Below are 23,653 nucleotides of genomic sequence, written 5' to 3'. Positions count from 1 at the left end.
CTAGGCTCGGTCGGATGAGGCGACTGGACGTCATCGACCAGGCATTGTTCCATCGGATCGCCGTGTCCGAGCACCCTTTCGGGGCCGGATCACGGGGCGGCGAACTGCTGCGCCGGGCCAGCCGCGCCGCCGACCACGGGAAACTGTGGTTCGGCACGGCCGCCGTGCTCGGGGCCATCGGCGGGCGGAGCGGACGGCGGGCGGCACTGCGCGGGGTCAGCGCGCTGGCACTCGCGTCCTTCACGGCCAATGTGGCCGCCAAGCAACTCACCCGGCGCCCGCGGCCCCTGCTCGACGCGGTTCCGGTCGCCCGGCGACTGCTGCGCCAGCCGATCACCACCTCCTTCCCCTCGGGGCATTCGGCCTCGGCGGCGGCCTTCGCGACGGCGGTGGCGATCGAGTCCCCGGTGGCCGCCGCCGTCGTGGCGCCGGTCGCGTTGGCCGTGGGGGCCTCCCGGGTGTACACCGGCGCGCACCACCCGAGCGACGTGCTGGCGGGCTTCGCGCTGGGCTCGGCCGTCGCCGCGCTGACGCTGCGCTGGTGGCCCCGTTCCTCGGACCTGCGGCCCGCCGCCGGGCCCGCGCGCCTCCCGGCCCCGGCCCTGCCCGAGGGTCAGGGCCTGTCGGTCGTGGTCAACTCCGGCTCCGGCAGCGGCGCGTTGGCGTCCTACGGCCCCGAGGAGACGGTCGCCGTGCTGCGCGACCTGTTGCCCCGGGCCGAGATCAGCCTCTGCGGGCCGGACGACGACCTGCCCGCCCTCCTCGCCGAGGCCGCCGACCGGGCCGAGGCCGCGGGCGGGGCGCTCGGGGTCTGCGGCGGAGACGGCAGCGTCAATCTGGCGGCCGGGCTGGCCGTGGAGCGGGGCCTGCCGCTGGCGGTCTTCCCCGGTGGCACGCTCAACCACTTCGCGGTGGATCTCGGCATCGAGGACTTCGAGGCGACGGCGACGGCCGTGATCGCCGGCAACGCGTGCGGGGTCGACCTCGGTCTGGCCGCCGACGGCACCGAGCAGCGCTACTTCCTCAATACCTTCAGCCTCGGTGTCTACCCCGAACTGGTGAAGCTGCGGGAGTCGCTGGAGGACCGGATGGGCAAGTGGCCGGCCCTCGCGGTGGCCACCGCGAAGGTGCTGGTGAACGGCGAGCCGGTCACCGTCCGGGCCGGCGGGCGGGACCGGCGGCTGTGGCTGCTGTTCGCGGGCAACGGCGCCTACGATCCGCCGGGCTTCGCCCCGACCCACCGGACCGGGCTCGCGGACGGCCTGCTGGACGTCCGGGTGGTCGACGCGGGCCGGCCGTTCGCGAGGACCAGGCTCGCCGCCGCGTTCCTCTCCGGCACGCTCGCCCGGTCCCGGGTGTACCACGCGGCCCGGCTCCGGGCGCTCGACCTGGAGGCGCTGGGGGACGCCGACCGGATGGCGGTCGACGGGGAGTCGGTTCCCGCGAAGGGACCGCTCCGGCTCGCCAAGTCCGGACGGGCGCTGACGGTCTACCGGCCCGCCGCGGACTGAACGCCGTCGCCGGCCGGTGGTCCGGTGGCCCGGTGGTCCGGTGGTCCGGTCAGCGACGGCGTGCTCGGCCTGCGCGCCGGGCCTGCGTGTCCGGCCTGCGTGTCCGGCCGGTCTGGTCATCCGGTCTGTTCAGCCGGTCTGTTCAGCCGGTGTGCAGGACCCGGAAGCGACCGGGGTCCGCCGGGTCGCGGTCGGCCACCTGGACCGGAGCCCAGACCCACTGCCACACGCCGGTGCCGGGCGCGCGGGAGAACCGGACCGGCCCCCGGGTGCCCTCGACCGCGACCTGCGGCCAGCCCGCCGCGATCCGGTCCCGGTCGGTGCCGTGCGAGCGCAGCAGTTCGGCGAGCACGGTGACGGTGTCGTAGCCCTCGAAGGCGACGAAGGAGGGCTCCTCCCCCAGCCGCTCCCGCAGCGCCGCCCCGACCCGGGTCCCGAGCGGGCCGAGGCGTTCGGGCAGGTAGCGCAGGAACGGGACCCCGGCGCCGTCCTCGCCCAGCAGCGCCGCCCAGTCGGCGAGTTCCGGCTGCCCCGCCGGAGCGCCGATCAGGACTCCGGCGAGGCGGTGGTCCCGGCGGACGGCGCGGACGATCGGCACCGCCGGGTCGGGGTGGCCGGCCAGGAGCAGGAGGGCGGTCGCGCCGTCGGCGGCGAGCCGATCGCAGACCTGCTCCGGGGTGAGGGTGCGCAGGTCGAGTTCGACCAGGGTGCCGCCGCGCGGCGTGATCCGATCGCGGAGGATGCCGGTCCCCGCCGCCCAGTAGACACTCGGGTCGGCCGCCACGGCGATGCGGTCGTGTCCGGCGCCGAGAAGGAAGTCGGCGTAGACGCGCCACCCGTGGGACTGTGCCGGGGCGAGGCGGGCGACCCGTTCGGACGGCCGGTCGGTGAGCGCGTCGAGCACCGCGGAGGAGCACAGGAAGGGGAGACCGAGGGCCTCGGCCCGGGCGGCCGCGGCCCGCGCGACCACGCTGTGGTACTCCCCCGCCAGGGCGGCCACCCCCAGGTGGACCAGTTCCTCCACGGCCTTCTCGGCCCGCCCGGGATCGGCGGCGGTGTCACGGACCACCAGCTCGACGGGCCGGCCGGCGATCCCCCCGGCCTCGTTGACCTCGCGGGCGGCCAGGTCGAGTCCGGCGAGCAGGTGCCGACCCGCCGCCGCCCAGCCGGGACGGGTCAACGGCACAAGGGTCCCGATCCGGACGGACCGCCCGTCGGCGGGCGCCGCCCCGTGCGGCCTGGGCTTCCGGTGCGCTTCTTCCGACCCCGCGAGGTCCGGTGATGTGCTCATGCGACGGTCTCTCCCCGTGGTCGTCCCGGCGGCTCATGATCGGGACCCGCAGCCTACCCACGGCCGGACCACGCTTCCGGGGCGCGGCTCCGGGGCGCCACTCCGGGACTCGGCGCCCGACCGGCCGGGGCCTGACGGACGGCCACCGCACGACGAAACCGCCCCGGCGACACGCAGGTCACCCCGTTCAGGTGACATTCCCCCCTTTCGCCCCGGATCGGTCCCTAGGGTTCGAAGCACCGTTTGCCCACGAAGGGATTTACGCCATGTACCGAACCGTCCGTACGTTCGCCGTCCTCATCGCCGCCGTCGGCGCCATTTCCGTCCCCACCCAGGCGTTCGCCGACGACACGGTGACCGTGCACACCACCACCATCACCGTCATCGGCACCGGCAACCAGCTCGCCGGCGGCGAGATCACCAACGTCGGCGGTGACGCCGTCATCGGCTCCTTCGACGGCATCGACGTCCACTGACCCGGTCCCTTCCTGTCCCCCGGTTCCACCACGGAACCGCACCGCCCGCGCCCGTCCCCGGCGCGGGCGGTGCCGTGTTCCCCGGCCCCGCCCCCTCCCGGCCCGTCCTCCCGCTCACGTCTCGCGCTGGGGCCGGTACTCCGCCTCGGTCGTGCCGAAGGTCCAGGCCACACCGGCGCGGGCGGTGCGCGTGTCCGGCGGCACCCGCAGCCAGTAGGTGCGGAAGGTGCCGTCCGGCTCGGCGGTCGAGTTGACCACCTCGACCATCACCACCGGCTCGTCGTCCGGCAGTTGGATCCGCCAGAGCACACCGGTCTCGTCCCGGTGCAGCGGCTCGGCGCCGGAGTCCGCGAGGTAGCGCTCGTAGCCGTAGTGCTCCAGCAGGACGCGGCGCAGCTCGGCGTTCTCCTCGGCGCGGATCCGCTCGGCGGTGACGGTGCCGAGCCCGGCCAGGAACTCTGCGGGGACGGGCATGCCCCGCCAGGCGTGGAGGGCGAAGCCGTCGGAGTATTCGAGGGCCGGTCCGTCGGCGCGGTCCAGGCGGCCGGCCTCGTCGCGGTGCAGGGCGATCGGGCGCTCGCTGATCAGTACCGTGTCCGCGTAGGGCCACCACCAGCCGGTGGCGCGCGCCACCTCGGCCAGCGCCGCGATCCCCGCACCGGCGGCGGCCATCCCGCCCGGCGGGCCGTCCGGCACCTCGCCCAGCACACCGGCGGCCTCGAAGGCGGCGAACCAGGGCGCGTCGTGCTGCCCCCGGACGGCGTCGAGCAGCGCGAGCCGGGCGGCGGTACGGCGCTCGCGGGGCGCCCACGCCTCGCCCGGCGGGTGGTCCCCGGTGGCCGGGTCGGGGGCGAGCCGGTCGAGCAGGGCGCCGCGGATCCGGTCGGCGAGGGCGTTCGTCACCGGGCCGAGCTCTCCGCCGGTCAGCGCCCAGAGCGGCGCCCAACCGACCACGCCGGTCCGCTCGACCGCCTGGCGGCGGACCGCGTCCCACGGCAGGGTCCTGACCGCCTCCCGGACGGTCGAGGCCCCGGCCGCGCGCAGCTCCAGAGCAGCCTCCGCCGCCGCCAGCGGCGAGCCGAACCACCTGATGCCGGTCGGTTCGGCCAGGCCGGCGGCCCGGTACGCGGACCGCACCGCGCGCTCGACGCCGACCCGGTCGGCCGGGCCGGTCGCGGCGGCGGTCGCCCGCCAGCGGGCCGTCACCTCTGCCGCCACCTCGGTCGACGCCGGTGCCGGCGCCACGGCCGGTGCCGTCTGTCCGGTCCCCATCCTCATCACCCTCTCCGTTCCCGGCCGCGCGCCCCGCCCGGCCATGGCGCGGACGCCGTACGCCCGCACCTTCTCGTGCTTCCCCGCCCCGTTTCCCGTCCCGCGCACCCGCCGGGCGCGCACCCGCGCACGGCCTCCGTCAGTCGGCGACGATCCGCACCGCGCCCGGCACGTACTCGCGCTGACGGACCACCCGGAACCAGCCCTTGGGCAGCGGTATCGCCGCGTGCTCCTCGTGCACCACCCGGCCGCCCTCCGGGAGGTGCAGCCACGCCGCGCCGAACGGACCCGCCTCGCGTCGCAGCTCCCCCGGCCCGACCACGGCGTGCGCGTGCCCGGTCACCTCGCCCAGGGCCAGCACCAGCCGACCCCGGGCATCCCTCGGCTGCCCGGCCAGCGAGGCCACCCGGGACGGGACCACCCCTTCCTCCACCGGTACCAACAGCACGTCACCCTGACGGAACATCAGCTCTCCCTCGTCGATTCGACGACGCATCGGATTCCCACACCACGGACCATAGGACAGGGGTCCGACAACGGCCCCGGTGCCCGAGTGACCCCGGTGGACGCCGGGACCGTCGGCGCTGTCGGGATCATCGGGACTGTCGGGACAGGTGGTTCGCGCCGGTCGACGGTCGCTGCGGCCGACGACGGGAAGCAGGAGCCGGAAGGGCCCGGGAAGAGCCGGCTGTTCCGCCCCGGAGACCGAGAGCCGGCTCCGGCGAGAACCGGACCGGACCGTGGTGGTCGGCGAGCTGGTACGCCTCGCTCAGGTGCACCAGAAGAGGAACGGCGTACAGGTGGGCGTCGGTCGCGGGGTGGGTGATCCGGACGGCGTGCCGGTGGCGGTGCCGCCACCGGTGGCCGGACCCGTGGGCGAGCCACCGGTCGACGGGGGCGGGCCCGGCGTCGAGGGCGTGGCCGGCGGCGGGGCGGTGACCGGCGGCGACGGGACGGCCGACGCGGTGGCGGGTCCTCCCTGCTCCGGCGAGCCTCCGCCGGTCGGCGCCGTGGCCCCGCCGCCCTTGACCGCCGAGGACGACGGCGCCGCCGGGCCGGACGCGGTGGGTGACCCGGAGGGCGACGCGGACGCCGTCCTGCTCGCGGACGGCCTGGTGGTCGACGGGCCCGGGGCCGGGGCCGTCACCACCGGGGCCGCGGTCATCGTCGGACCACCTCCCGCCGCCCCGGCGGTGACCGGGGCCGGCACGGCCGCCTCGGCCGGTACGTCCTCGGAGCCGTTCGCCACCAGCGTCGCCGCACCGAGGCCCACCACCGCGACACCGAGCACGGACACCACGATCCGTCCCGTCCGCCGACGCGCCCGCCGTGCCGTCCGGCGGCCCGGTCGGCTGCCGCCCGGGCCGACGCCGGGCGCGGCCGGTCCCGCCGCCGCCACCGGTTCCGGCAGCGGGCTCGCGGACGCCGGGGCGCGGTCCGGGCCGGTCGCGGGCGCCCCGCAGCCGGGGCAGGCCAGAGCGCCGTTCAGATGACGGCGGCAGGGCGCGCAGTAGTTCATAGGATCTTTCCCGTGCTGCCGGACGGCAGGCCCGCACCGGTCGGTGTCCTCCGCCGCCGGCCGCGCACGTTGTCGTCGTGCACATGCGGAGCCTAGGCAGCGCGAACGCACGGGTGCCATGCCTCCTTGTGAGGCTTCTGGAGAGATGCCGTGTCAGTCGGCCACGCACCACCCGCCCGGATCCGCCCCGGGAGCGGCCCGGGGCACCCCGGCGACAGGTCCCGGGCCGACCCGGGCGGGGAACTGTCGGTCCCGGCTGGTAGACAGTTGTTCGGTCCGCACCGACGCCCCAGGAGCAGCGCATGACGGTCAACAACCACATCGAGGACTTCCACGGCCTGCCGGTCCTCGACTTCGTCACCGCCGTCGACGCGGGCGACGAGCTGCCGGATCCGGGCGCCGTCGCCTGGAAGATCCGGACCGAGTTCGACGCCGCGGGGGAGTGGACCGCCCGATGGGGGCAGTTCCTCGACCGGGTGGACACCACCGCGGTCACGGCCGTGGTGATCGGCGACTGGTCGCACGACGGCCCGGTGAGCTTCGCCGGACCGCTGGCCGCCCTCCTGGGGGCGGCCGACCGCCTGCCCGCGCTGCGCGGCCTGTTCATCGGCGACATCACGTACGAGGAGAACGAGATCTCCTGGATCGAGATGGTCGACGTGACGCCGGTGCTGACGACCTTCCCGCTGCTCACCGAGCTGGTGGTGCGCGGTGCCTCCGGCGAGTACGCGGAGGGTGAGGGGCTGGCGCTCCAGCCACTGCGGCACGAGCACCTGCGGGCGCTGCGCTTCGAGTCGGGCGGCCTCCCGAAGGCGGTGCCGCGGGCGGTCGCGGCGAGCGAGCTGCCCGCGCTGGAGCGGCTGGAGTTCTGGCTCGGCGTGCACGCCTACGGCGGCAGCACCCGCCCGGCCGATCTGGATCCGTTCCTGGACGGTGGCCGGTTCCCCGCGCTGCGCCACCTCGGCCTGCAGAACAGCGAGTTCCAGGACGAGATCGCCGCCGCCGTCGCGCACGCCCCGGTGGTGGCCCGGCTGGAGTCGCTGAACCTGTCGATGGGCGTGTTCACCGACGAGGGCGCGACGGCGCTGCTCGACGGCCAGCCGCTCACCCACCTCAAGCGCCTCGACCTGCACCACCACTACCTCAGCGAGGGCATGCTGCGGCGGCTGCGCGAGGCCCTGCCCGGGGTCGAGCTCGACCTCTCCGAGGCGGGCAGGCCCGAGGAGCGGTGGCAGTACGTGGCGGTGGCCGAGTAGCCCGCCCGGCGGACGGCCGCACTGTCCGGCCCGTCCCCGTCCGGCCCGTCCTTGTTCAGCCCGTCCGACCGCGCCAGCACTCGCCGATTCCGCCGCCCAGGGGGCACCCGTGATCATCACCAGCACCACCGACCGCTTCCTCCACCTGCCGGTCGTCGACTTCTCGGTCGACCGGCCCCGCCGGCCCAACCGGGGTGACCGGATCGAGCTTCCCGAGCCGGGCACCGTCACCTGGCGGCTCGCCGTGGCGTACGGAGCGGAGGGCGGTTTCGACGCCCTCTGGTCCGCGTTCCTGGAGGCGGTCGACCCGGCCACCGTCCGCGGTCTGATCCTCGGCCCCTGGTGGATCCAGGACTACACCCCGGTGTCCGAGGCGCTCACCAGGATCGTCGCCGCCGCCGACCGGTTCCCCGCCCTGGAGGGCCTGTTCATCGCCGACGTCTCGTCCGAGGACTGCGAGATCTCCTGGCTGGAGATGTCCGACGTCACCCCGGTCCTGACGGCCTTCCCCGGACTGACCGACCTCGTGGTGCGCGGCGGCAACGGGCTGCGGCTCGAACCCTTCCGGCACGAGCGGCTGACCCACCTGCGGCTGGAGAGCGGAGGGCTGCCGGCCAAGGTGGTCCGGGCGGTCGCCGCGAGCGAGCTGCCCGCCCTGGAGAGCCTGGAGCTGTGGTTCGGCGTCGACGAGTACGGCGGTGACGCGACGATCGACGACATCGCGCCGCTGCTCACCGGCAGCCGGCTGCCGGCGCTGCGCCACCTCGGCCTGCAGAACAGCGAGTTCCAGGACGAGATCGCCGCCGCCGTCGCGCACGCCCCCGTGGTGGCGCAGCTCGGCACGCTCAGCCTGTCGATGGGCGTGCTGAGCGACGAGGGCGCGGCCGCGCTGCTCGACGGCCAGCCGCTCACCCATCTCAAGAGCCTCGACCTGCACCACCACTACCTCGGCGAGGCCATGCAGGAGCGGGTCCGGCAGGCCCTTCCGGGCGTGGACGTCGACCTCTCCGACGCCGAGGAGGAGGACGAGGACGAGGACGAGTGGCGCTACGTCGAGGTGTCCGAGTAGGCGCGGGCCGATGCTGACGACCCCGTGGGGCTCCGGCCGGGCTCCGGCCCGGGCCTGCCACCGCCTCCCGCCGGACGGGCGGCTGACCGTGCTCGGCAATCCCGGCCACCGCCGGGTGACGCTGTTCGCGGCCGCCGCCCGGGCCGCCGGGCTGCCCGAGCCCGCCGTCCTGCCCTGGATCGACCTGCTGCGCGGCACCCACCGGCTGTCCCCGGGCGCCGTGGTGCGGATCGACTCCCCGGGAGAGGACGCCGCGGTGGACGCGCTGCTGCGCGGCCCGGTGCTCGGCGCGGACTACGCGGCGACCCGGGTCGAGGGCGGCGCGGCCTGGTACGCCGGGGTGACGGCCGCGCTGCGCACGCTGGCCGCGACCCCGGGGGTCGGGCTGCTCGGTGATCCGGAGGAGATCGCCGTGATGTTCGACAAGCGGCGGACGCACGCCCTGCTGTCGGCGGCCGGGGTCCCGGTGCCGCGGGCCCTGACGGGCGCCGCCGTCGCCGGCTGGGAGGACCTCCGGGCCCGGCTGGACGCCGCCGGGCTGCGCCGGGTCTTCGTCAAACCGTCCCACGGCTCCTCCGCCTCGGGCGTGGTGGCGCTGGAGTTCGGGCCCCGCGGCCAGCTCCGGGCCACCACCTCGGTGAAGCTCGCCGACGGCCGGATGCACAATTCGCTGCGGGTCCGCCGTTACCAGGAGGAACGGCAGGTGGCGGAGCTGATCGACCGCCTCGCCCCGGACGGTCTGCACGTCGAGCAGTGGGTGCCGAAGGCCGCCCAGTCGGGCCGGTCGGCCGACCTGCGGGTCGTGGTGGTCGCCGGGCGGGCGACCCACGTGGTGGTCCGCACCAGCGACCGGCCGATGACCAACCTCCACCTCGGCGGTACCCGGGGCAGTCCGGAACTGGCCCGGGAGGCCGCCGGAGCGGCCTGGCCGGACCTGCTGGAGACGGCGGAGCGGGCGGCCGCCTGTTTCCCCGGCTCGCCGATGGTCGGCGTCGACGTCCTGCCGACCGCCGCCTGGCGGCGCGCGGTGGTCGGCGAGGTCAACGCCTTCGGGGACCTGCTGCCCCGGCTCACCGGCCTGCCGGACGGTCCGGCGGAGGGCCTCGACACCTACGCCGCCCAGCTCGCCGCACTCGGTGCCGCACCGGTCGCACCCTCCGGACCGGTCGCGCCAGCCGGACCGGGCCCGTTCCACCTCGCACCGCCGAACCACCCGAACCGCCCGAACCACCCACGTACGGAACAGTCCTGATGAGCCACCGCACCACCGTCAACGCCCCCGCGACCGACGCCGCCGCCCCGGGCTCGGCGCCGGACGCCTCCCCGGCTCCCGCCGCACCCGCCACGCCCGCCACGCCCGACATGAACGCCGTGGTGGGCAGCCACGACCTGTTGCTGGTCACCCTGGACACCCTGCGGTTCGACGTCGCCGAGGAGTTGGCCGCCGCCGGGCGGATCCCGCACCTGGCCGCCCACCTCCCCGGCGGGCGCTGGGAGCGGCGGCACTCCCCCGGCAGCTTCACCTACGCCGCCCACCAGGCGATCCTGGCCGGCTTCCTGCCGACGCCGGCCTCGCCCGACGGACCGCACCCGCGGCTGTTCGCCGCCCGGTTCGCCGGGTCGGAGAGCACCGCGCCGCGTACCTGGGTCTTCGACGCCCCCGACCTGCCGGGCGCGCTCGCCGCCGCCGGGTACCGGACGGTCTGCATCGGCGGCGTCGGGTTCTTCAACAAGCAGGGCCCGCTGGGCTCGGTGCTGCCCGGGCTGTTCCAGGAGAGCCACTGGACGGCGGAGATGGGCGTCCCCTCGCCGACCTCCTTCGAGGCACAGGTCGACCGGGCCGAGCGGGTGGCGGCCGAGCAGCCCGCCGGGCAGCCGCTGTTCCTGTTCGTCAACGTCCCCTCGCTGCACCAGCCGAACTGGTTCCACCTGCCCGGCGCGACCCGCGAGCACGGCGACAGCCGGGAGAGCCACGCCGCCGCGCTGGAGTACGTGGACGCCCACATCGGCCGGCTGTTCGCGGCGATGAGCGCGCGCCGGCCGTGCTTCGCGATCGTCTGCTCGGACCACGGCACGGCCTACGGCGAGGACGGCTACACCGGCCACCGGATCGGTCACGAGGTGGTCTGGACGGTGCCGTACGCCCATTTCACGCTGCCCGCGCCGGCCACCCCGGACACGCCGCCCGCCACGACCGCACCGGACGGCCCCGCCACGACCGCACCGACCGCACCCGCACCCGCACCGACCGCCGAGGAGACCGCATGACCACCGCCCCCGCCGCGCCGGCCGTCCTCCCGGTCCTCCTCCCGGACGGGGCCTCGGCCGCCTCCCCGTACCAGTCGTACGTGTACGCCTACCCGCACAAGACGGCGTACCGCGAGCTGCCGGACCGTCCACCGCTGCGGGAGCTGTGGGCGGGCGAGTCGCAGCACGCGCTCTCGCTCTATCTGCACATCCCGTTCTGCGAGGTGCGCTGCGGCTTCTGCAACCTGTTCACCCGGATCGGCGGCCCGGACGGACTGACCACCGCCTACCTGGACGCCCTCGACCGGCAGGCGGGCGCCGTCCGCGCGGCGCTGGACGAGGGGGCCGGGTTCGCGCTGGCCGCGTTCGGCGGCGGCACCCCGACGTATCTCAGCGCCGCCGAACTGGAGCGGCTCTGCGACATCGCCGAGCACCGGATGGGTGCCGACCTGCGGGCGATCCCGCTCTCGGTCGAGGCGTCGCCCGCCACGGCCACCGCCGACCGCCTCGCCGTGCTGGCCGAGCGCGGCACCACCCGGCTGAGCCTGGGCGTGCAGTCCTTCGTCGACGCGGAGGCCCGCTCGGCCGTCCGGCCGCAGAAGCGCGCCGAGGTCGAGGCGGCGCTGGGCCGGATCCGCGAGGCGGGGTTCCCGGTCCTCAACATCGATCTCATCTACGGCATCGACGGCCAGACCGAGGCGAGTTGGCTCCGGTCGCTGGACGCCGCACTCGCCTGGCGGCCCGAGGAACTGTACCTGTACCCGCTCTACGTCCGGCCGTTGACCGGGCTGGCCCGGCGCGGTGAGGCGGAGGGCCCCGACCGGTGGGACGCCCGGCGGCTCGCCCTCTACCGGGCCGGCCGCGACCACCTGCTCGCCCAGGGCTACGAGCAGGTGTCGATGCGGATGTTCCGCCGGGCGGCCGCGCCGCAGGCCGGGGTGAGCGAGTACGCCTGCCAGACGGACGGCATGGTCGGCCTCGGCTGCGGCGCCCGCTCCTACACCTCCCGTCTGCACTACTCCTTCGACTACGCGGTGGACGCGACGGAGGTGCGCCGCATCATCGACGACTACGTGGCGACCCCGGCGTTCGACCACGCCGTGGTCGGCCGGGCGATGACGCCGTCGGAGGCGCGGCGCCGCCACCTCGTGCAGTCGCTGCTCCAGGCGGAGGGGCTGGCACTCGCGGACTACCGGTACCGCTTCGGCAGCACCCCGGCCGAGGACTTCCCGGCCGAGTTCGCGGCCTTCGCCGCCCGCGGCTGGCTGGCGGAGGACACCCCCGACGCGGGCGCCACCACGGGCGGCACGAGCGACGGGAGCGGCGCGGCCGGTGCGGCCGCCGGTCCCGCGGATCGCGCCGAGCGGCTCAGGCTCTCGCCCGAGGGGCTGGCGCACTCGGACGCGGTCGGTCCGATGCTGTTCTCCCCCGAGGTCCGCGCGCTGATGGCGGAGTACGAGGCGAAGTGACCTTCCTCGGCATGCCCGCGTCCGGTCCCTCCCCGGTCCCGGCCTCGCCCCCGACGCCAGGACCGGGGCCGACGCCGGGACCGCTCGACCTCGGTCTGCTCTACCGCGGCCCGCTGGCCTCCTGCGACTACGACTGCCCGTACTGCCCGTTCGCCAAGCGGCGCGACACCCCCGGGCAACTCCGGGCCGACCGGGCCGCGTTGGAGCGGTTCACCGGCTGGGTGGCCGGCCGCGGCGGGTCCGGGGACACCCTCTCGGTGCTGTTCACCCCCTGGGGCGAGGGGCTGGTGCGGTCCTGGTACCGGCGGGCCATGGTCGAGCTGAGCCGGCTGCCGCACGTGCGCCGGGTCGCGATCCAGAGCAACCTCAGCTGCCGCACCGGCTGGCTGGCCGAGGCGGACCTCGACACCCTCGCGCTCTGGGTCACCTACCATCCCGGCCAGGTCGCGCACGAGCGCTTCCTCGCCAAGTGCCACGAGCTCGACGCGCTCGGCGTGCGGTACAGCGTCGGCGTGGTGGGGCAGCCGGAGCACCTCGCGGCGGCCCGGCGGCTGCGCTCCGAGCTTTCCCCGGCGGTCTATCTGTGGATCAACGCCGCCGAGGGCCGGAGTTACACCGATTCCGAGGCCGCCGACTGGACCGCCGTCGATCCGCACTTCGGGTACAGCAGACATGCCCACCCGAGCGCCGGCCGGGCCTGTCGCACCGGCGAGTCCGTGGTCTCGGTCGACGGCGACGGCACGGTCCGCCGCTGCCACTTCGTGCCCGAGGAACTGGGCAACCTCTACGACGGCTCCTACCGGGCCCGGCTCGGCCCGCGGCCCTGTCCGCTGCCGGTCTGCGACTGCCACATCGGCTACGTGCACCTGGAGACGCTGCCGCTGTACGACGTCTTCGCGGGCGGCGTGCTGGAGCGGATCCCGCACGCCCGGTGACGCCGCCGCCACACTGCGGGGTATCTCGGGCCGGGCCCGGCTCCGGCCTGGCCCGCTCCCGGTCGACGTACCTACGCTGGAGGGAGGAGGAGGCGATCAGCATGCTTGGAGACGCACCCCTGGTGGCGATCATTCCCGCCGCCGACGTGGCCCGGGCGAAGGCTTTCTACACCGACACCCTCGGCCTCAAGCTCAAGGACGCCGGCCCGCACGGCGATCTGACGTTCGAGTGCGGTGGCACCGAGTTCGGTATCTACGAGACACCGAGCGGTGGCCAGGCCGCCCACACCCTGGCCAGTTTCGAGGTCTCCGACCTGAACGCGGAGATGGCCGCGCTGCGCGGAAACGGCGTCGTGTTCGAGGAGTACGACATGCCCGGCCTGAAGACGGTCGACGGCGTCGTCGAGGACGAGGGCATGCGCGCGGCCTGGTTCAAGGACTGTGAGGGAAACATTCTCTGCCTGCACGAGCGCACCGCCGGCTGACCCGGCCCGACCGATCGTCCCGCTCGGTCGCTCGCACCGAACGGGACGATCGGACCGGACCGGACCGACACACGCCCCGGCCGGGCACCGCATCGCGCGGTGCCCGGCCGGGGAACGGAGGGGCGGGTGCCGCGGCGGGCGTCAGCCCTCGGCGGCCAGACCGGGAACGGCGGTGTCGAGCGCCTCGGTGACCTGGTCCAGCAGCACCCGCAGGGTGGCCAGCTGTTCGACCGGGAGCCCGGTCGCGACCAGCAGCCGGCGGGGCACCTGTCCGGCGCGCTCGCGCATCGCGGAGCCCTCGCCGGTGAGACTGACGGTGACCGAACGCTCGTCCTCCGGACTGCGCTTGCGCCGCACCAGGCCGGCCGCCTCCAGTCGCTTGAGCAGCGGGGAGAGGGTCCCCGAGTCCAGTCGGAGGTGTTCGCCGATCCGTTTCACGGGCAGTTCGCCGTGTTCCCAGAGCACGAGCATCACCAGGTACTGCGGATAGGTCAGGCCAAGATCCTTGAGCAACACCCGGTAGACACCGCCGAAGGCGCGGGAGGCCGCGTTCAGCGAGAAGCAGATCTGTCGGTCCAGGAGGAGCAGGTCGGCATCGTCGGGAAGGTCGGGCAGCACGGTCATGGGTCCATCGTAGCGACGACATGTGCACCATTCAGTTGTGCGCAATTGAATGGTGTGCTCTACTTGTTTCCGGAAGGCGGCCCGAGCGGGCCACCGGACCACGACTTCGCACGCAGGACCGAAGGGAACGGACCATGGACGCGCTCTACACCGCAGTCGCCACCGCCAACGGCCGGGAGGGCCGTGCCGTCAGCTCCGACGGGCAGCTCGACCTCGCCCTGGCGATGCCGCCCGCCCTCGGCGGCAGCGGTCAGGGCACCAACCCGGAGCAGCTGTTCGCCGCCGGCTACGCCGCCTGCTTCGCCAGCGCGCTGGGCCTGGTCGGCCGCCAGGCCAAGGTGGACACCGGCGACGTCTCGGTGGCCGCCGAGGTGTCGATCGGCAAGGACGCCGAGGGCTTCGGCCTCTCGGTCGTGCTGCGGGTCGAGCTGCCCGAGGCGCTCGCGGGCGAGACCGGCCAGCTGCTGGTGAAGAAGGCCCACGAGGTGTGCCCGTACTCCCGCGCCACCCGCGGCAACATCCCGGTCGAGCTCGTCGTCGAGTAGTCACCGGCCGGTCGGTCCCCGGCCGAGCGGTCGACTGCGGGCCGAACACCGAGGACGCCCCGTCGCGCGACCGCGCGGCGGGGCTCCGTCGCGTCAGCCCGGTCCACCGGTCGGCGGCGGGTAGGACCGACCGGGCGGCGGCGGGGGCGCATCCGGCGGACCCGGCGGGACCTGGGGCGGGGGCGACGGCGCGGCCGACGGACCGGCCCCCGGTGACCCCCCACTCCCCCGCAGGACCTCCAGGCGGTGCCGGTACTCCTCCGCGTCGATCTCGCCACGGGCGAACCGCTCCGCCAGGACCTGTTCCGCCGACGCCCAGGACGGCGGCGCTCCGCCCACCGGGCCGCCGGGGCCGCCCGCCCACCCGCCCTTGGGCGGCGGCGGACCGGCGATCCGCGACCTCCGGGTCAGCAGCACCGCGACGACCACCAGCGCCACCACGGCCAGCAGCAGTCCCAGCGCGAACAGACCCAGGCCCCAGGGCCCGATGCCATGGCCGTAGCCATGACCGTTCCAGTGCCTCATCACGACCTCCTCACCACCCCGGTCCATGGGCGGCCGCCGTGTCCGACGACCCGCCCCGGGGCGCTCGGCGCCTCACCACCATCGTGCGCCCAGGCCCGTCGGAGTGGCGTGAGGAGGGGATGAGGCGGGAGTGAAGAGGCATCGGCGCGCCGAAAGGCGGGGTCGGGGCCGAGGCTCACGGGAGGCGGGAGGCGGGGGAAGGCCGAGACACGGAAGAGCCGCCGAGCATACGCCGCCCCGAGGCCGCCGGAGCGGGAAAGCGCCCGGGGCCGGACCGGCCCGCGCCCGGCCGGGTAGCGTTCGCCCCATGAACCACCACCCACCGGCCGACGACCGCGAGCGCCTCGTCGCGGCCGGGGTGCTGCTCCGCTACGCGGACCACCGTCCCCACCCGGCACTGGGCCACTCCACCATCGGCTACGTCTCGACAGCGCTCTGGTACGAACTCACCGCGCTGGCCATCTCCCCCGACGCCGCGACCGCCACCGCCCAGGCGCTGCTCCGCGCCATCGCCGCCGACGCGGTGGACGCCGCTCTCTCACCCGGCAACGAGACCGCGCCGCGCGACGACCTCTATGTGACCCACCCCGCGTACATCGGCCCGCGCCGCCGCACGGTCTGGTTCCAGCGCTCCGGACCGCGCGGCCTGGTGACGGCGACGTTCCCGCCGTAGGGCGCGCCGTCCCGGCCACGCCGCCCCAGCGCCGATCACGCGCCGTCCGGACCGCCCCGCTCGATCCGCAGGCTGTGACAGCTCCAGCTGAGCAGGTCTGACCCGAAGATCGGCGGCCGGTCGTGGTAGGTGCCGTCCGCCACGGACAGGTTGACGATCAGGAAGGCGTGCCAGCCCGCGCCCACACCGCGCCGGTCGGCGTGGATCAGGGTGCCGTCGACGAACCAGTCGACCGAGTAGGCGCCGAAGACCGTCCGCAGGTCGAAGGTCGCGCCGGGGGCTATGCCGGCCTCGGCGCCGTGCCAGTAGCGGTAGCCGCCCAGGACGTGGTTGGAGATCTCCAGCAGGTCCGGATGGTCGGGGTGGTACTCGAAGACGTCGATCTCGTTGCCGCCGTCCCGCCAGGTCCAGATCGCCGGCCAGGCGCCGAGCTCGCGGGGCAGGGTGATGCGCGCGCTCAGCACGTCGCCGGTGCGGACCTGGAAGCCCTCGGGGCTGCCCTCGGTGGTCAGCAGATTGCACGTCCAGAGGTCGCCGCCGTGGCGCCGGACGGCGGTGAAGACCCCACCGGGGCAGTAGGCGCGACTCAGGAAGTCGAGTTTGTGGTCCCCCCGGTTGGTCGGCCCCATCCGGGGATAGGCGCTGCTGCGCCCCGCGATCCACTGGCTGGTCGATGTGAAGTCCGCGTCGAACACGACGGCCACGGCTGCCTCCCCGGTCACCGGCGGCGCGGCGGCCCTCTACCGCCGCACACGCAGGGTGATATGCCCGATACGCAGCGCAGTATTCGAAGCGGACGCTCCGGATCCAGCCGATCCCCCGATCGAACGGAGTGGCGACGGACGCCGGGCGCGGGCGTACCGGGTCAGCGGACCGGCGCAGGCGCGCCGCTCCCGCGCGCGCTGCCCTTGCGCGCGCCCCCCCCGTCGCGCCCGGCGGTGACCCCGCCGGGGCCCTCGGCGCCCCCATCGGCGCCGGTCCCGTCCGGTCCGGCCCCGTCCGCGCCGCCCGGAGAGTCGTCCTCCGGGCCCAGGCCACCGAAGGTGTCGGCACTCAACCGGTCGGTCACCGACACCACGCCGTCCACCGAACGGCAGAGGTTCAGCACGATCGGGACGAGGTGCGGCTCCGGCACCGTGCCGCTGAGCACCACCCGGCCCTGGTCGACCTCGACCCCGACCAGGGCCGGGCTCACGCCCTCGACCCGGCCGAGCACCTCCTCGACGATCTCCCGGCGGATCACCCGGTCCTCGCGGAGGAAGACCCGGAGCAGGTCCCCCCGGCTGACCATGGCGAACACCCGGCCGTCCTCGTCCAGCACCGGCAACCGCTTCACACCGTGCCGCCCCATCAGCCGGGCCGCCACGACGACGCTGGTCGAGGGAGTGATGCAGACGACCGGCCCGCTCATCAGATCGGCGGCGGTGACCGCGCCGTCCGGACCGGGCCTGGCGGCACCGGGCGGTGGCATCAACGTCCCCTGGTCCTCCTGGGCGGCCAGGGTGAGCAGCAGGTCCGCCTCGGAGACGATGCCGAGCGGCCGGCCGTCGTCGTCCACCACCGGCACGCCGGTGATGTCGTACTCGGCCAGCAGCGCGACGATCTCCCGGAAGCCGGTCTCGGGCATCACCCGGACCACGGGGCTGGTCATCACTGATTCGACGGTGGCATGCCGCACGCCGGTTCACCTCGTCCGCGAGCACCGTCCGGCCGGACCTCGGTCGTCCGGTCGGCTGTACCAGGAGCATCTCCCCCGACCGGCCGATCCGCCAGGGGCCAAGGGGCTGAATCACGGGGACCAACGGCCTCTGGCCCCGAACGCCGAGTTTACCGGCCCCGCACCGCCCGGGGGCGGGACCGGACCGGCGCCCGCCCCCGCCCCGATGGGCCGGACGGGGCGAACCGGCCGATCCGGGGTGCGCACCCCACCGGCGGTTCGGGTACGCCTTCCGGCCGGACCGCCCACCGCCGCCCCCGGGAGCCACCGTGACCGAACCCTCCAGCCCCGGCGACCCCGACCGCCCCACCGGACCCGACGCCCCGCACGACGACCGCCCCGACGCGCCGCACGACGACGGGCCCACCCCGCCCGGCGACCACCCGGCCGCCGGGCCGCTGCGCTGCCTGGTCACCGGGGCCACCGGCTACATCGGCGGACGGCTGGTGCCGGTCCTGCTCGACGCCGGCCACACCGTGCGCTGCCTGGTCCGCGCGCCGGACCGGCTGCGGGACCACCCCTGGCGGAGCCGGGTCGAGGTGGTCACCGGGGACGTCACCCGCCCCGAGAGCCTCCCCGACGCCTTCACGGACGTCGACGTCGCCTACTACCTGGTGCACTCGCTCGGCACCGGCCCCGGCTTCGAGGCCACCGACCGGGCCGCCGCCGAGGCGTTCGGGCGGGCGGCGGCCATGGCCGGGGTGCGCCGGATCGTCTACCTGGGCGGCCTCGCCCCCGCCGGGATCCCGGCGGGGCGGCTCTCGCCGCACCTGCGCTCACGGGTCGAGGTGGGCCGGGTGCTGCGGGCGAGCGGCGTGCCGACCGCGGAACTGCGGGCCGCGGTGATCATCGGCTCCGGCTCCGCCTCCTTCGAGATGCTGCGCCACCTCACCGAGCGGCTCCCGGTGATGGTGACCCCGCGCTGGGTGGACACCCGGATCCAGCCGATCGCCGTGCGCGACGTGCTGCGGCTGCTGGTCGGGGCCGCCACACTGCCGCCGGAGCTCGACCGCGCCTTCGACATCGGCGGCCCCGACGTGCTGACCTACCGACGGATGATGGAGCGGTACGCCGCGGTGGCCGGACTGCCGCGCCGGCTGATCCTCGCCGTGCCGGTCCTCACGCCCCGGCTCTCCAGTCTCTGGGTCGGCCTGGTCACCCCGGTGCCGGGGTCGATCGCCCGGCCGCTGGTGGAGTCGCTGCGGTACGAGGTGGTCCGCACCGAGCAGGACCTCGACCGCCTCCTGCCCGCACCGCCCGGCGGCGCGGTCGGCTTCGACGACGCCGTCCGGCTGGCGCTGCGGCGGATCCAGGACGCGGACGTCGCCACCCGGTGGTCCTCCGCCTCGCTGCCCGGCACCCCCAGCGACCCGCTGCCCACCGATCCGGAGTGGGCCGGTGGCAGCCTCTACCAGGACGTCCGGGAACTCCGGGTGGACGCCGACCCGGCCGCGCTGTGGCGGGTGGTGGAGGCGATCGGCGGCGACAACGGCTGGTACTCGTTCCCGCTCGGCTGGGCCGTGCGCGGGTGGGTGGACCGGCTGCTCGGCGGGGTCGGCCTGCGGCGCGGGAGGCGGGACCCGGCGCGGCTGCGGGTCGGCGACTCGCTCGACTTCTGGCGGGTGGAGGAGATCGAGCCCGGACGGCTGCTGCGGCTGCGCGCCGAGATGCGGCTGCCCGGCCCGGCCTGGCTGGAGCTGACCGTCGCCCCGGACGGCGCGGGCGGTGCCCGGTACCGGCAGCGGGCGCTGTTCCACCCGCGCGGGCTGGCCGGACACGCCTACTGGTGGTCGGTGGCGCCGTTCCACGCCGTCGTGTTCGGCGGGATGGCCCGGCGGATCACCGAGGAGGCCGCGCGCGGCAACGGGGTCGGGTCCGGGGGCGGTACGGCCTGAGCCGAGTGCGGAGCCGACCGGGCCGAGTGCGGACCGAGCCGGGGCGGCCCGGCCCGGACCACCGGTCGCGCGGGCACCGACCGGCCGCTTGTCCGTCCGTCCGGCGGCAGGTCGCCCCGCCGGTCAGCGGTCCCGGCGCAGGTCGGCCAGCTCACCGGTGATCCGGCCGAGGAAGCGCGCCACCGCGGCGAGTTCGGCGGAGGTGAACTCGGCCCGCACCGTCTCGGTGCGCCGGGCCACCGGAGCGAACCACTCCGCCGCCATCCGCCCGGCGCCCGGCAGGTAGTGCACCAGGACCAACCGTCGGTCGGCGGTGTCCCGGCTGCGGCGGATGTGCCCGGCCCGCTCCAGCCGGTCCAGCACGGCGGTGACCGCCCCCGAGGAGAGGCCCAGCTCCTCGCCGAGCCGCCCGGGCGTGATCCCGCCGCCGGACCGGCCGGGCTCCGGGGCGGCGCGCATGATCGCGAGCAGCGCCTGCACGTCGGTGGTGTGCAGGCCGCTGGCGCCGGCGAAGCCGTGGCCGAGCAGGTTCATCTCGGAGGCGAGGTCCTGGAGCAGCCGGCCGAGCGCCGGCCCCTCGGGCGGCGCCTGCCACTGCTCGTGCTGCTCCCCCTGCTCGGACAAGGCGTGTTCTCCGGTCGCGTACGGCGTCGATCCAACCCGTTCAGCCTAACGGCGCGGTGTCACTGCGCCACGCCGCCCGCCGCCCCGGACCCGGCCTCGGCCGACCCGGCCCCGGACCTGCCGTCCGCCGACACCGGGACCGCCCCCGGCGCCGCCACCGGGCGCGACGCCGCAGGCGGGGCGCCGCGGCCGGTCCGGGCGGGCCACCAGACCCGGTCGCCGAGGTCCCGGACCAGCGCGGGCACCAGCAGCGAACGGACCAGCAGGGTGTCCAGCAGCACCCCGAACGCCACGATGAAGGCGATCTGTGCGAGGAAGGCCAGCGGGATCACCCCGAGCGCGGCGAAGGTCGCGGCCAGCACCACGCCCGCCGAGGTGATCACCCCGCCGGTGGCGGTGAGCCCGCGCAGCACCCCCTCCCGGGTGCCGAGGCGCAGCGACTCCTCCCGGACCCTGGTCATCAGGAAGATGTTGTAGTCCACCCCGAGCGCGACCAGGAACACGTACCCGTACAGCGGCACCGAGGGATCCACCGCGGAGAACCCGAACACGTGCGGGAACACCACCGCGCTGACCCCGAGCGTGGCGAGGTAGGAGAGCGCGACGGTGGCGGCCAGCAGAAGCGGCGCGACCAGGGAGCGCAGCAGCAGGACCAGCACGGCCAGCACGCAGAGCAGCACCACGGGGGTGATCAGGCGCCGGTCGTGGGCGGCCGTGGTCCGGGTGTCGTCCTGCTGGGCGGTGTAGCCGCCGACCAGGGCTCCCGCCCCGGGCACGGCGTGCACCGCGTCCCGCAGCCGGTGGACGGTGGCGATGGCCGCGTCGCTGTCGGCCGGGTCGGTGAGCGTGGCCTCCAGCCGGACCCGGCCGTCCACGACCAGCGGCGCGGCGCCCGGGGCCCCGGCGGTGGTGGCGCGGACGGCGGCGACCCCGGGCACGGCGGCCGCGGCCGCGGTGACGGGAGCGGCGCTGTCGGCGGCGGCGATGATCACGGCGGGGTTGCCGCTGCCGCCGGGGAAGTGCGCGGAGAGCAGCCGTTGGCCGGCTGCCGAGGGCTGGGCCTTGACGAACAGTTCGCTCTGCGGGACACCGCCGGCGTCCAGGGTCGGGGCGAGGCCGGCGAGCGCCGCCAGGACCACCAGGCTGCCCGCCCACAGTGCGCGCGGGCGGCGGGCGACGAGCTCGGCCACCCGGGCCCAGACGGCGTGCACCGGGGCGTGCCCGTCGGCCGGGGGCCGGGCGGGCCAGTACGCGGCCCGGCCGGCCAGCACCAGTGCGGCGGGCAGGAAGGTGAGCGCGGAGAGCACGGCGCAGGCGATCCCGATCGCGCCGACCGGGCCGAGGGCGCGGTTGTTGGTGAGGTCGGAGAGCAGCAGGACGAGCAGGCCGAGGGCGACGGTGGCGCCGGAGGCGGCGATCGGTTCGACGGACTGCCGCCAGGCGGTGCGCATGGCGGCGAACCGGTCGCCGTGCAGGTGGAGTTCCTCCCGGAAGCGGGCGGAGAGCAGTAGGCCGTAGTCGGTGGCGGCGCCGATGACGAGGATCGACAGCAGGCCCTGGACCTGGCCGTCCACGGTGACCAGCCCGTGGTCGGCGAGCAGGTAGACCAGGGCGCACGCGATGCCGAGGGCGAAGACGGCGCCGAGGATCACCAGCAGCGGCAGCAGGACGGCCCGGTAGACGGCGAGCAGGATGAGCAGGACGACGCCGAGGGCGACGCCGAGCAGCAGGCCGTCGATGCCGGCGAACGCGCCGCCCAGGTCGGCCATGATCGCGGCGGGCCCGGCCAGGCCGACGGTGGTGCCGGGGACCTGTTCGGCGAGCCCGCGGACGGCGTCCACGGTGGCGCCGGTCTCCCGGCCGAGGTCGGAGCGCAGCTGGACGACGCCCTGTAGGGCCTGTCCGTCGGCGGCGGGCAGGGCGGGCGAGACCCGTCCGGTGGCGCCGGGCAGGGCGGCGGCGGCGCGCAGGGCCTGTTCGGCGGCGGCGCGCCCGGTGCCGTCGAGGGGGCCGCCGCGGCTCTCCCAGACGATGATCACGGGCACCGCGTCGTCGGCCCGGAAGTCGGCGCCGAGCAGGGCGGCCTCGGTGGACTCGGCACTGCGCGGCAGGAAGGCGGCGCGGTCGTTGGTGGCGACCTCGCCGAGCCGGCCCGCGTAGGAGCCGAAGGCGCCGCCGAGGCCGAGCCAGACGATCAGCAGTGCGAGCGGGACGAGCAGCCTGGCGCGGCGACGCCCGGTGGACGGACCTGCGGGTGCCGGGGTCGGCCGCACCGGGGCGGACGGCGGGGTGGCGTGGGGACGGTCAGCGGGCATGGTGGGGCACGCTCCGGGCCTGGGCGGGGTCGGGACAGCCCGGATCATATCTCTCGACGGTCAAGAGACTTCACCGGTGGAGGGATTCCGCGGCCGCGCCAGGAGTCCGGCCACCGAGATCGCGCCCCAGCCGACCGACACGGCGACGGCCATCACCCGGTGCCGGCGGGCCGGGAGGGCGGTGGCGAGCAGCGCGGCGTCGCCGAGGTCGGAGGCGATCCGCACGGCGGTCGCGGTGCGCAGGGCGGCGTCGTTCGGGGCGAGGGCCATCGCGAGGCCGCAGGCGGCGTCGCGGAAGGCCAGCGGGCGCAGGCAGGCGGCGACCGCCGCGGGCACCGAGCCGTCCGGAGCGGTGAGGCCGGACGGCGCGGCCAGCAGGGCGGGTCGGCGGGCGACGGCGATCCCGTAGACGGCGGTGGCGGCGCCGGTGAGTCGCAGCAGACGTCGGTGCATGGCGGTGGCCTCCTGGGTGGCGGGCGGACGGGTCGGATCCCGTCCCCGACAGTCAAGTGCCTCGGCGCCCGGAGGGCACCCGTCCGCGCCGTCGGTTCCGGGACGAAAGGCCGGGCCCCCGGCGCCACCCGGCTTCCGGCCCGCGCCGCTCCGGCGCTCCCGGCCCCCGGCCGGCCCGTCGGTACGGCCCTCCGGTACGACCCTCCGGCACGGCTGACCGGTACGGCCCGCCACCGGTCCGCACTTCCCGTCGTGGCACGCCGACGGCCCACCGGTACGGGACCGGTGGGCCGTCGACAGGTCGCCCGCAGGGAGCCGGCAGGGGCGGGGTCAGGAAACGCGCTTGATCTGCCAGGCGTTGTTGTTGAGGCTCGGCACGGCGGAGTACCGGCAGTTGCTGTTGTAGAACGCGGACAGCTGCACCCAGCCGGTCGGCTGGTAGGTCGAGGCGCAGACCGTGAGCGTGGTGCCGATCGGCAGGCCGGTGAGCTGCTTGATCTGCTTCTTGTTGGGGTTGAAGGTCGAGGAACAGCTGATGTCGTTCCACCACTGGACGTCGACCCACCCGGTCGGGGTGAGCTGGCTGCTGCACACGTTCAGGGTGTCGCCGGGGGCGGCGTGCGCACTGGTGGTGGTCATGGTGAGCGCGGCGGCGGCACAGCCTGCGGCCACGGCGAAGGCGCGAATACGGGACACGGAGCGGCTCCTCTCCACGGCGCGGGCGGTCCGCGCCGGCCACCCATTCCTATCGT

General features: G+C 75.6%; 24 protein-coding genes. 13 read left to right on the top strand and 11 right to left on the bottom strand.

The window, feature by feature from the left end:
* Nucleotides 1–14 precede the first annotated feature (14 nt).
* On the top strand, nucleotides 15–1,511 hold the full coding sequence (locus ACIQ9P_RS06955) for a bifunctional phosphatase PAP2/diacylglycerol kinase family protein (RefSeq protein ID WP_402350909.1): 1,497 nt from the start codon (nucleotides 15–17) through the stop codon (nucleotides 1,509–1,511).
* A 142-nt stretch (nucleotides 1,512–1,653) separates the two neighbouring features.
* Here ACIQ9P_RS06955 and ACIQ9P_RS06950 read toward each other — a convergent pair whose 3' ends face one another.
* Nucleotides 1,654–2,802: an ABC transporter substrate-binding protein gene (locus tag ACIQ9P_RS06950; protein WP_402350907.1), complete on the bottom strand. Its 1,149-nt coding sequence runs from the start codon at nucleotides 2,800–2,802 to the stop codon at nucleotides 1,654–1,656.
* A gap of 266 nt (nucleotides 2,803–3,068) precedes the next feature.
* Here ACIQ9P_RS06950 and ACIQ9P_RS06945 point away from each other — a divergent pair, with 266 nt between their 5' ends.
* Nucleotides 3,069–3,278, top strand: coding sequence for a hypothetical protein (locus ACIQ9P_RS06945; RefSeq protein WP_402350904.1), 210 nt, complete (start codon nucleotides 3,069–3,071; stop codon nucleotides 3,276–3,278).
* 114 nt (nucleotides 3,279–3,392) lie between these two features.
* Here ACIQ9P_RS06945 and ACIQ9P_RS06940 read toward each other — a convergent pair whose 3' ends face one another.
* Both ACIQ9P_RS06940 and ACIQ9P_RS06935 read right to left on the bottom strand, forming a co-directional pair.
* Nucleotides 3,393–4,550 carry a DUF6745 domain-containing protein gene (locus ACIQ9P_RS06940; RefSeq protein ID WP_402350901.1) on the bottom strand — a complete coding sequence of 386 codons (1,158 nt, stop codon included), beginning with the start codon at nucleotides 4,548–4,550 and terminating at the stop codon, nucleotides 3,393–3,395.
* A 139-nt stretch (nucleotides 4,551–4,689) separates the two neighbouring features.
* Complete coding sequence (locus tag ACIQ9P_RS06935; protein WP_402351481.1) at nucleotides 4,690–5,016, bottom strand: hypothetical protein; 327 nt, start codon at nucleotides 5,014–5,016, stop codon at nucleotides 4,690–4,692.
* Nucleotides 5,017–5,350: 334 nt separating this feature from the next.
* Here ACIQ9P_RS06935 and ACIQ9P_RS06930 point away from each other — a divergent pair, with 334 nt between their 5' ends.
* The 8 genes from ACIQ9P_RS06930 (at nucleotide 5,351) to ACIQ9P_RS06895 (ending at nucleotide 13,530) form a co-directional block, all read left to right on the top strand.
* Nucleotides 5,351–6,043, top strand: coding sequence for a hypothetical protein (locus ACIQ9P_RS06930; RefSeq protein ID WP_402350898.1), 693 nt, complete (start codon nucleotides 5,351–5,353; stop codon nucleotides 6,041–6,043).
* 328 nt (nucleotides 6,044–6,371) lie between these two features.
* Nucleotides 6,372–7,325, top strand: a complete 954-nt coding sequence (locus ACIQ9P_RS06925; RefSeq protein ID WP_402350896.1) for an STM4015 family protein — start codon at nucleotides 6,372–6,374, stop codon at nucleotides 7,323–7,325.
* Between the two features lie 109 nt (nucleotides 7,326–7,434).
* A complete protein-coding gene (locus ACIQ9P_RS06920) occupies nucleotides 7,435–8,394 on the top strand; it encodes an STM4015 family protein (protein WP_402350893.1) in 960 nt (319 codons plus the stop codon).
* Between the two features lie 10 nt (nucleotides 8,395–8,404).
* On the top strand, nucleotides 8,405–9,646 hold the full coding sequence (locus tag ACIQ9P_RS06915) for an STM4014 family protein (protein WP_402350890.1): 1,242 nt from the start codon (nucleotides 8,405–8,407) through the stop codon (nucleotides 9,644–9,646).
* 110 nt (nucleotides 9,647–9,756) lie between these two features.
* Nucleotides 9,757–10,662, top strand: a complete 906-nt coding sequence (locus ACIQ9P_RS06910) for an STM4013/SEN3800 family hydrolase (RefSeq protein ID WP_402351478.1) — start codon at nucleotides 9,757–9,759, stop codon at nucleotides 10,660–10,662.
* On the top strand, nucleotides 10,659–12,110 hold the full coding sequence (locus ACIQ9P_RS06905) for an STM4012 family radical SAM protein (RefSeq protein WP_402350888.1): 1,452 nt from the start codon (nucleotides 10,659–10,661) through the stop codon (nucleotides 12,108–12,110). Before ACIQ9P_RS06910 ends, ACIQ9P_RS06905 begins: the two co-directional genes overlap by 4 nt.
* Before the next feature lie 11 nt (nucleotides 12,111–12,121).
* Nucleotides 12,122–13,045, top strand: coding sequence for an STM4011 family radical SAM protein (locus ACIQ9P_RS06900; protein ID WP_402350885.1), 924 nt, complete (start codon nucleotides 12,122–12,124; stop codon nucleotides 13,043–13,045).
* A 101-nt stretch (nucleotides 13,046–13,146) separates the two neighbouring features.
* Nucleotides 13,147–13,530, top strand: coding sequence for a VOC family protein (locus ACIQ9P_RS06895; protein ID WP_402350882.1), 384 nt, complete (start codon nucleotides 13,147–13,149; stop codon nucleotides 13,528–13,530).
* 141 nt (nucleotides 13,531–13,671) lie between these two features.
* On the opposite strand, the gene ACIQ9P_RS06890 is transcribed toward ACIQ9P_RS06895, so the two are convergent.
* Entirely contained in the window at nucleotides 13,672–14,154 is a 483-nt protein-coding gene (locus tag ACIQ9P_RS06890; protein WP_402350880.1) for a MarR family winged helix-turn-helix transcriptional regulator, read from the bottom strand.
* 134 nt (nucleotides 14,155–14,288) lie between these two features.
* Here ACIQ9P_RS06890 and ACIQ9P_RS06885 point away from each other — a divergent pair, with 134 nt between their 5' ends.
* Nucleotides 14,289–14,699, top strand: coding sequence for an organic hydroperoxide resistance protein (locus ACIQ9P_RS06885; protein WP_402350877.1), 411 nt, complete (start codon nucleotides 14,289–14,291; stop codon nucleotides 14,697–14,699).
* Between the two features lie 93 nt (nucleotides 14,700–14,792).
* Here ACIQ9P_RS06885 and ACIQ9P_RS06880 read toward each other — a convergent pair whose 3' ends face one another.
* Nucleotides 14,793–15,224: an SHOCT domain-containing protein gene (locus ACIQ9P_RS06880; RefSeq protein ID WP_402350874.1), complete on the bottom strand. Its 432-nt coding sequence runs from the start codon at nucleotides 15,222–15,224 to the stop codon at nucleotides 14,793–14,795.
* Between the two features lie 307 nt (nucleotides 15,225–15,531).
* Between ACIQ9P_RS06880 and ACIQ9P_RS06875 the strand changes: the two genes are divergently transcribed.
* The gene (locus ACIQ9P_RS06875) at nucleotides 15,532–15,897 is read left to right on the top strand and encodes a hypothetical protein (RefSeq protein WP_402350871.1); all 366 of its coding nucleotides are present in this window, start codon (nucleotides 15,532–15,534) and stop codon (nucleotides 15,895–15,897) included.
* 35 nt (nucleotides 15,898–15,932) lie between these two features.
* Here ACIQ9P_RS06875 and ACIQ9P_RS06870 read toward each other — a convergent pair whose 3' ends face one another.
* Entirely contained in the window at nucleotides 15,933–16,601 is a 669-nt protein-coding gene (locus ACIQ9P_RS06870; RefSeq protein WP_402350868.1) for a beta-glucanase, read from the bottom strand.
* A gap of 161 nt (nucleotides 16,602–16,762) precedes the next feature.
* The gene (locus ACIQ9P_RS06865) at nucleotides 16,763–17,548 is read right to left on the bottom strand and encodes a CBS domain-containing protein (RefSeq protein WP_402350865.1); all 786 of its coding nucleotides are present in this window, start codon (nucleotides 17,546–17,548) and stop codon (nucleotides 16,763–16,765) included.
* Nucleotides 17,549–18,012: 464 nt separating this feature from the next.
* Here ACIQ9P_RS06865 and ACIQ9P_RS06860 point away from each other — a divergent pair, with 464 nt between their 5' ends.
* Nucleotides 18,013–19,509, top strand: coding sequence for an SDR family oxidoreductase (locus ACIQ9P_RS06860; RefSeq protein ID WP_402351476.1), 1,497 nt, complete (start codon nucleotides 18,013–18,015; stop codon nucleotides 19,507–19,509).
* A 123-nt stretch (nucleotides 19,510–19,632) separates the two neighbouring features.
* On the opposite strand, the gene ACIQ9P_RS06855 is transcribed toward ACIQ9P_RS06860, so the two are convergent.
* The 4 genes from ACIQ9P_RS06855 to ACIQ9P_RS06840 form a co-directional block, all read right to left on the bottom strand.
* Entirely contained in the window at nucleotides 19,633–20,133 is a 501-nt protein-coding gene (locus tag ACIQ9P_RS06855) for a MarR family winged helix-turn-helix transcriptional regulator (RefSeq protein WP_402350862.1), read from the bottom strand.
* Nucleotides 20,134–20,192: 59 nt separating this feature from the next.
* Nucleotides 20,193–22,448 carry an MMPL family transporter gene (locus ACIQ9P_RS06850; RefSeq protein ID WP_402350859.1) on the bottom strand — a complete coding sequence of 752 codons (2,256 nt, stop codon included), beginning with the start codon at nucleotides 22,446–22,448 and terminating at the stop codon, nucleotides 20,193–20,195.
* 60 nt (nucleotides 22,449–22,508) lie between these two features.
* Entirely contained in the window at nucleotides 22,509–22,901 is a 393-nt protein-coding gene (locus ACIQ9P_RS06845; protein WP_402350857.1) for a hypothetical protein, read from the bottom strand.
* Nucleotides 22,902–23,231: 330 nt separating this feature from the next.
* Complete coding sequence (locus ACIQ9P_RS06840) at nucleotides 23,232–23,597, bottom strand: hypothetical protein (protein ID WP_402350854.1); 366 nt, start codon at nucleotides 23,595–23,597, stop codon at nucleotides 23,232–23,234.
* Between the last annotated feature and the right edge of the window lie 56 nt (nucleotides 23,598–23,653).

Origin of the sequence: Kitasatospora sp. NPDC094019 (genome assembly GCF_044764505.1) — a bacterium.
GTDB lineage: Bacteria > Actinomycetota > Actinomycetes > Streptomycetales > Streptomycetaceae > Kitasatospora.
This window is presented reverse-complemented; position numbering and strand designations above follow the sequence as displayed.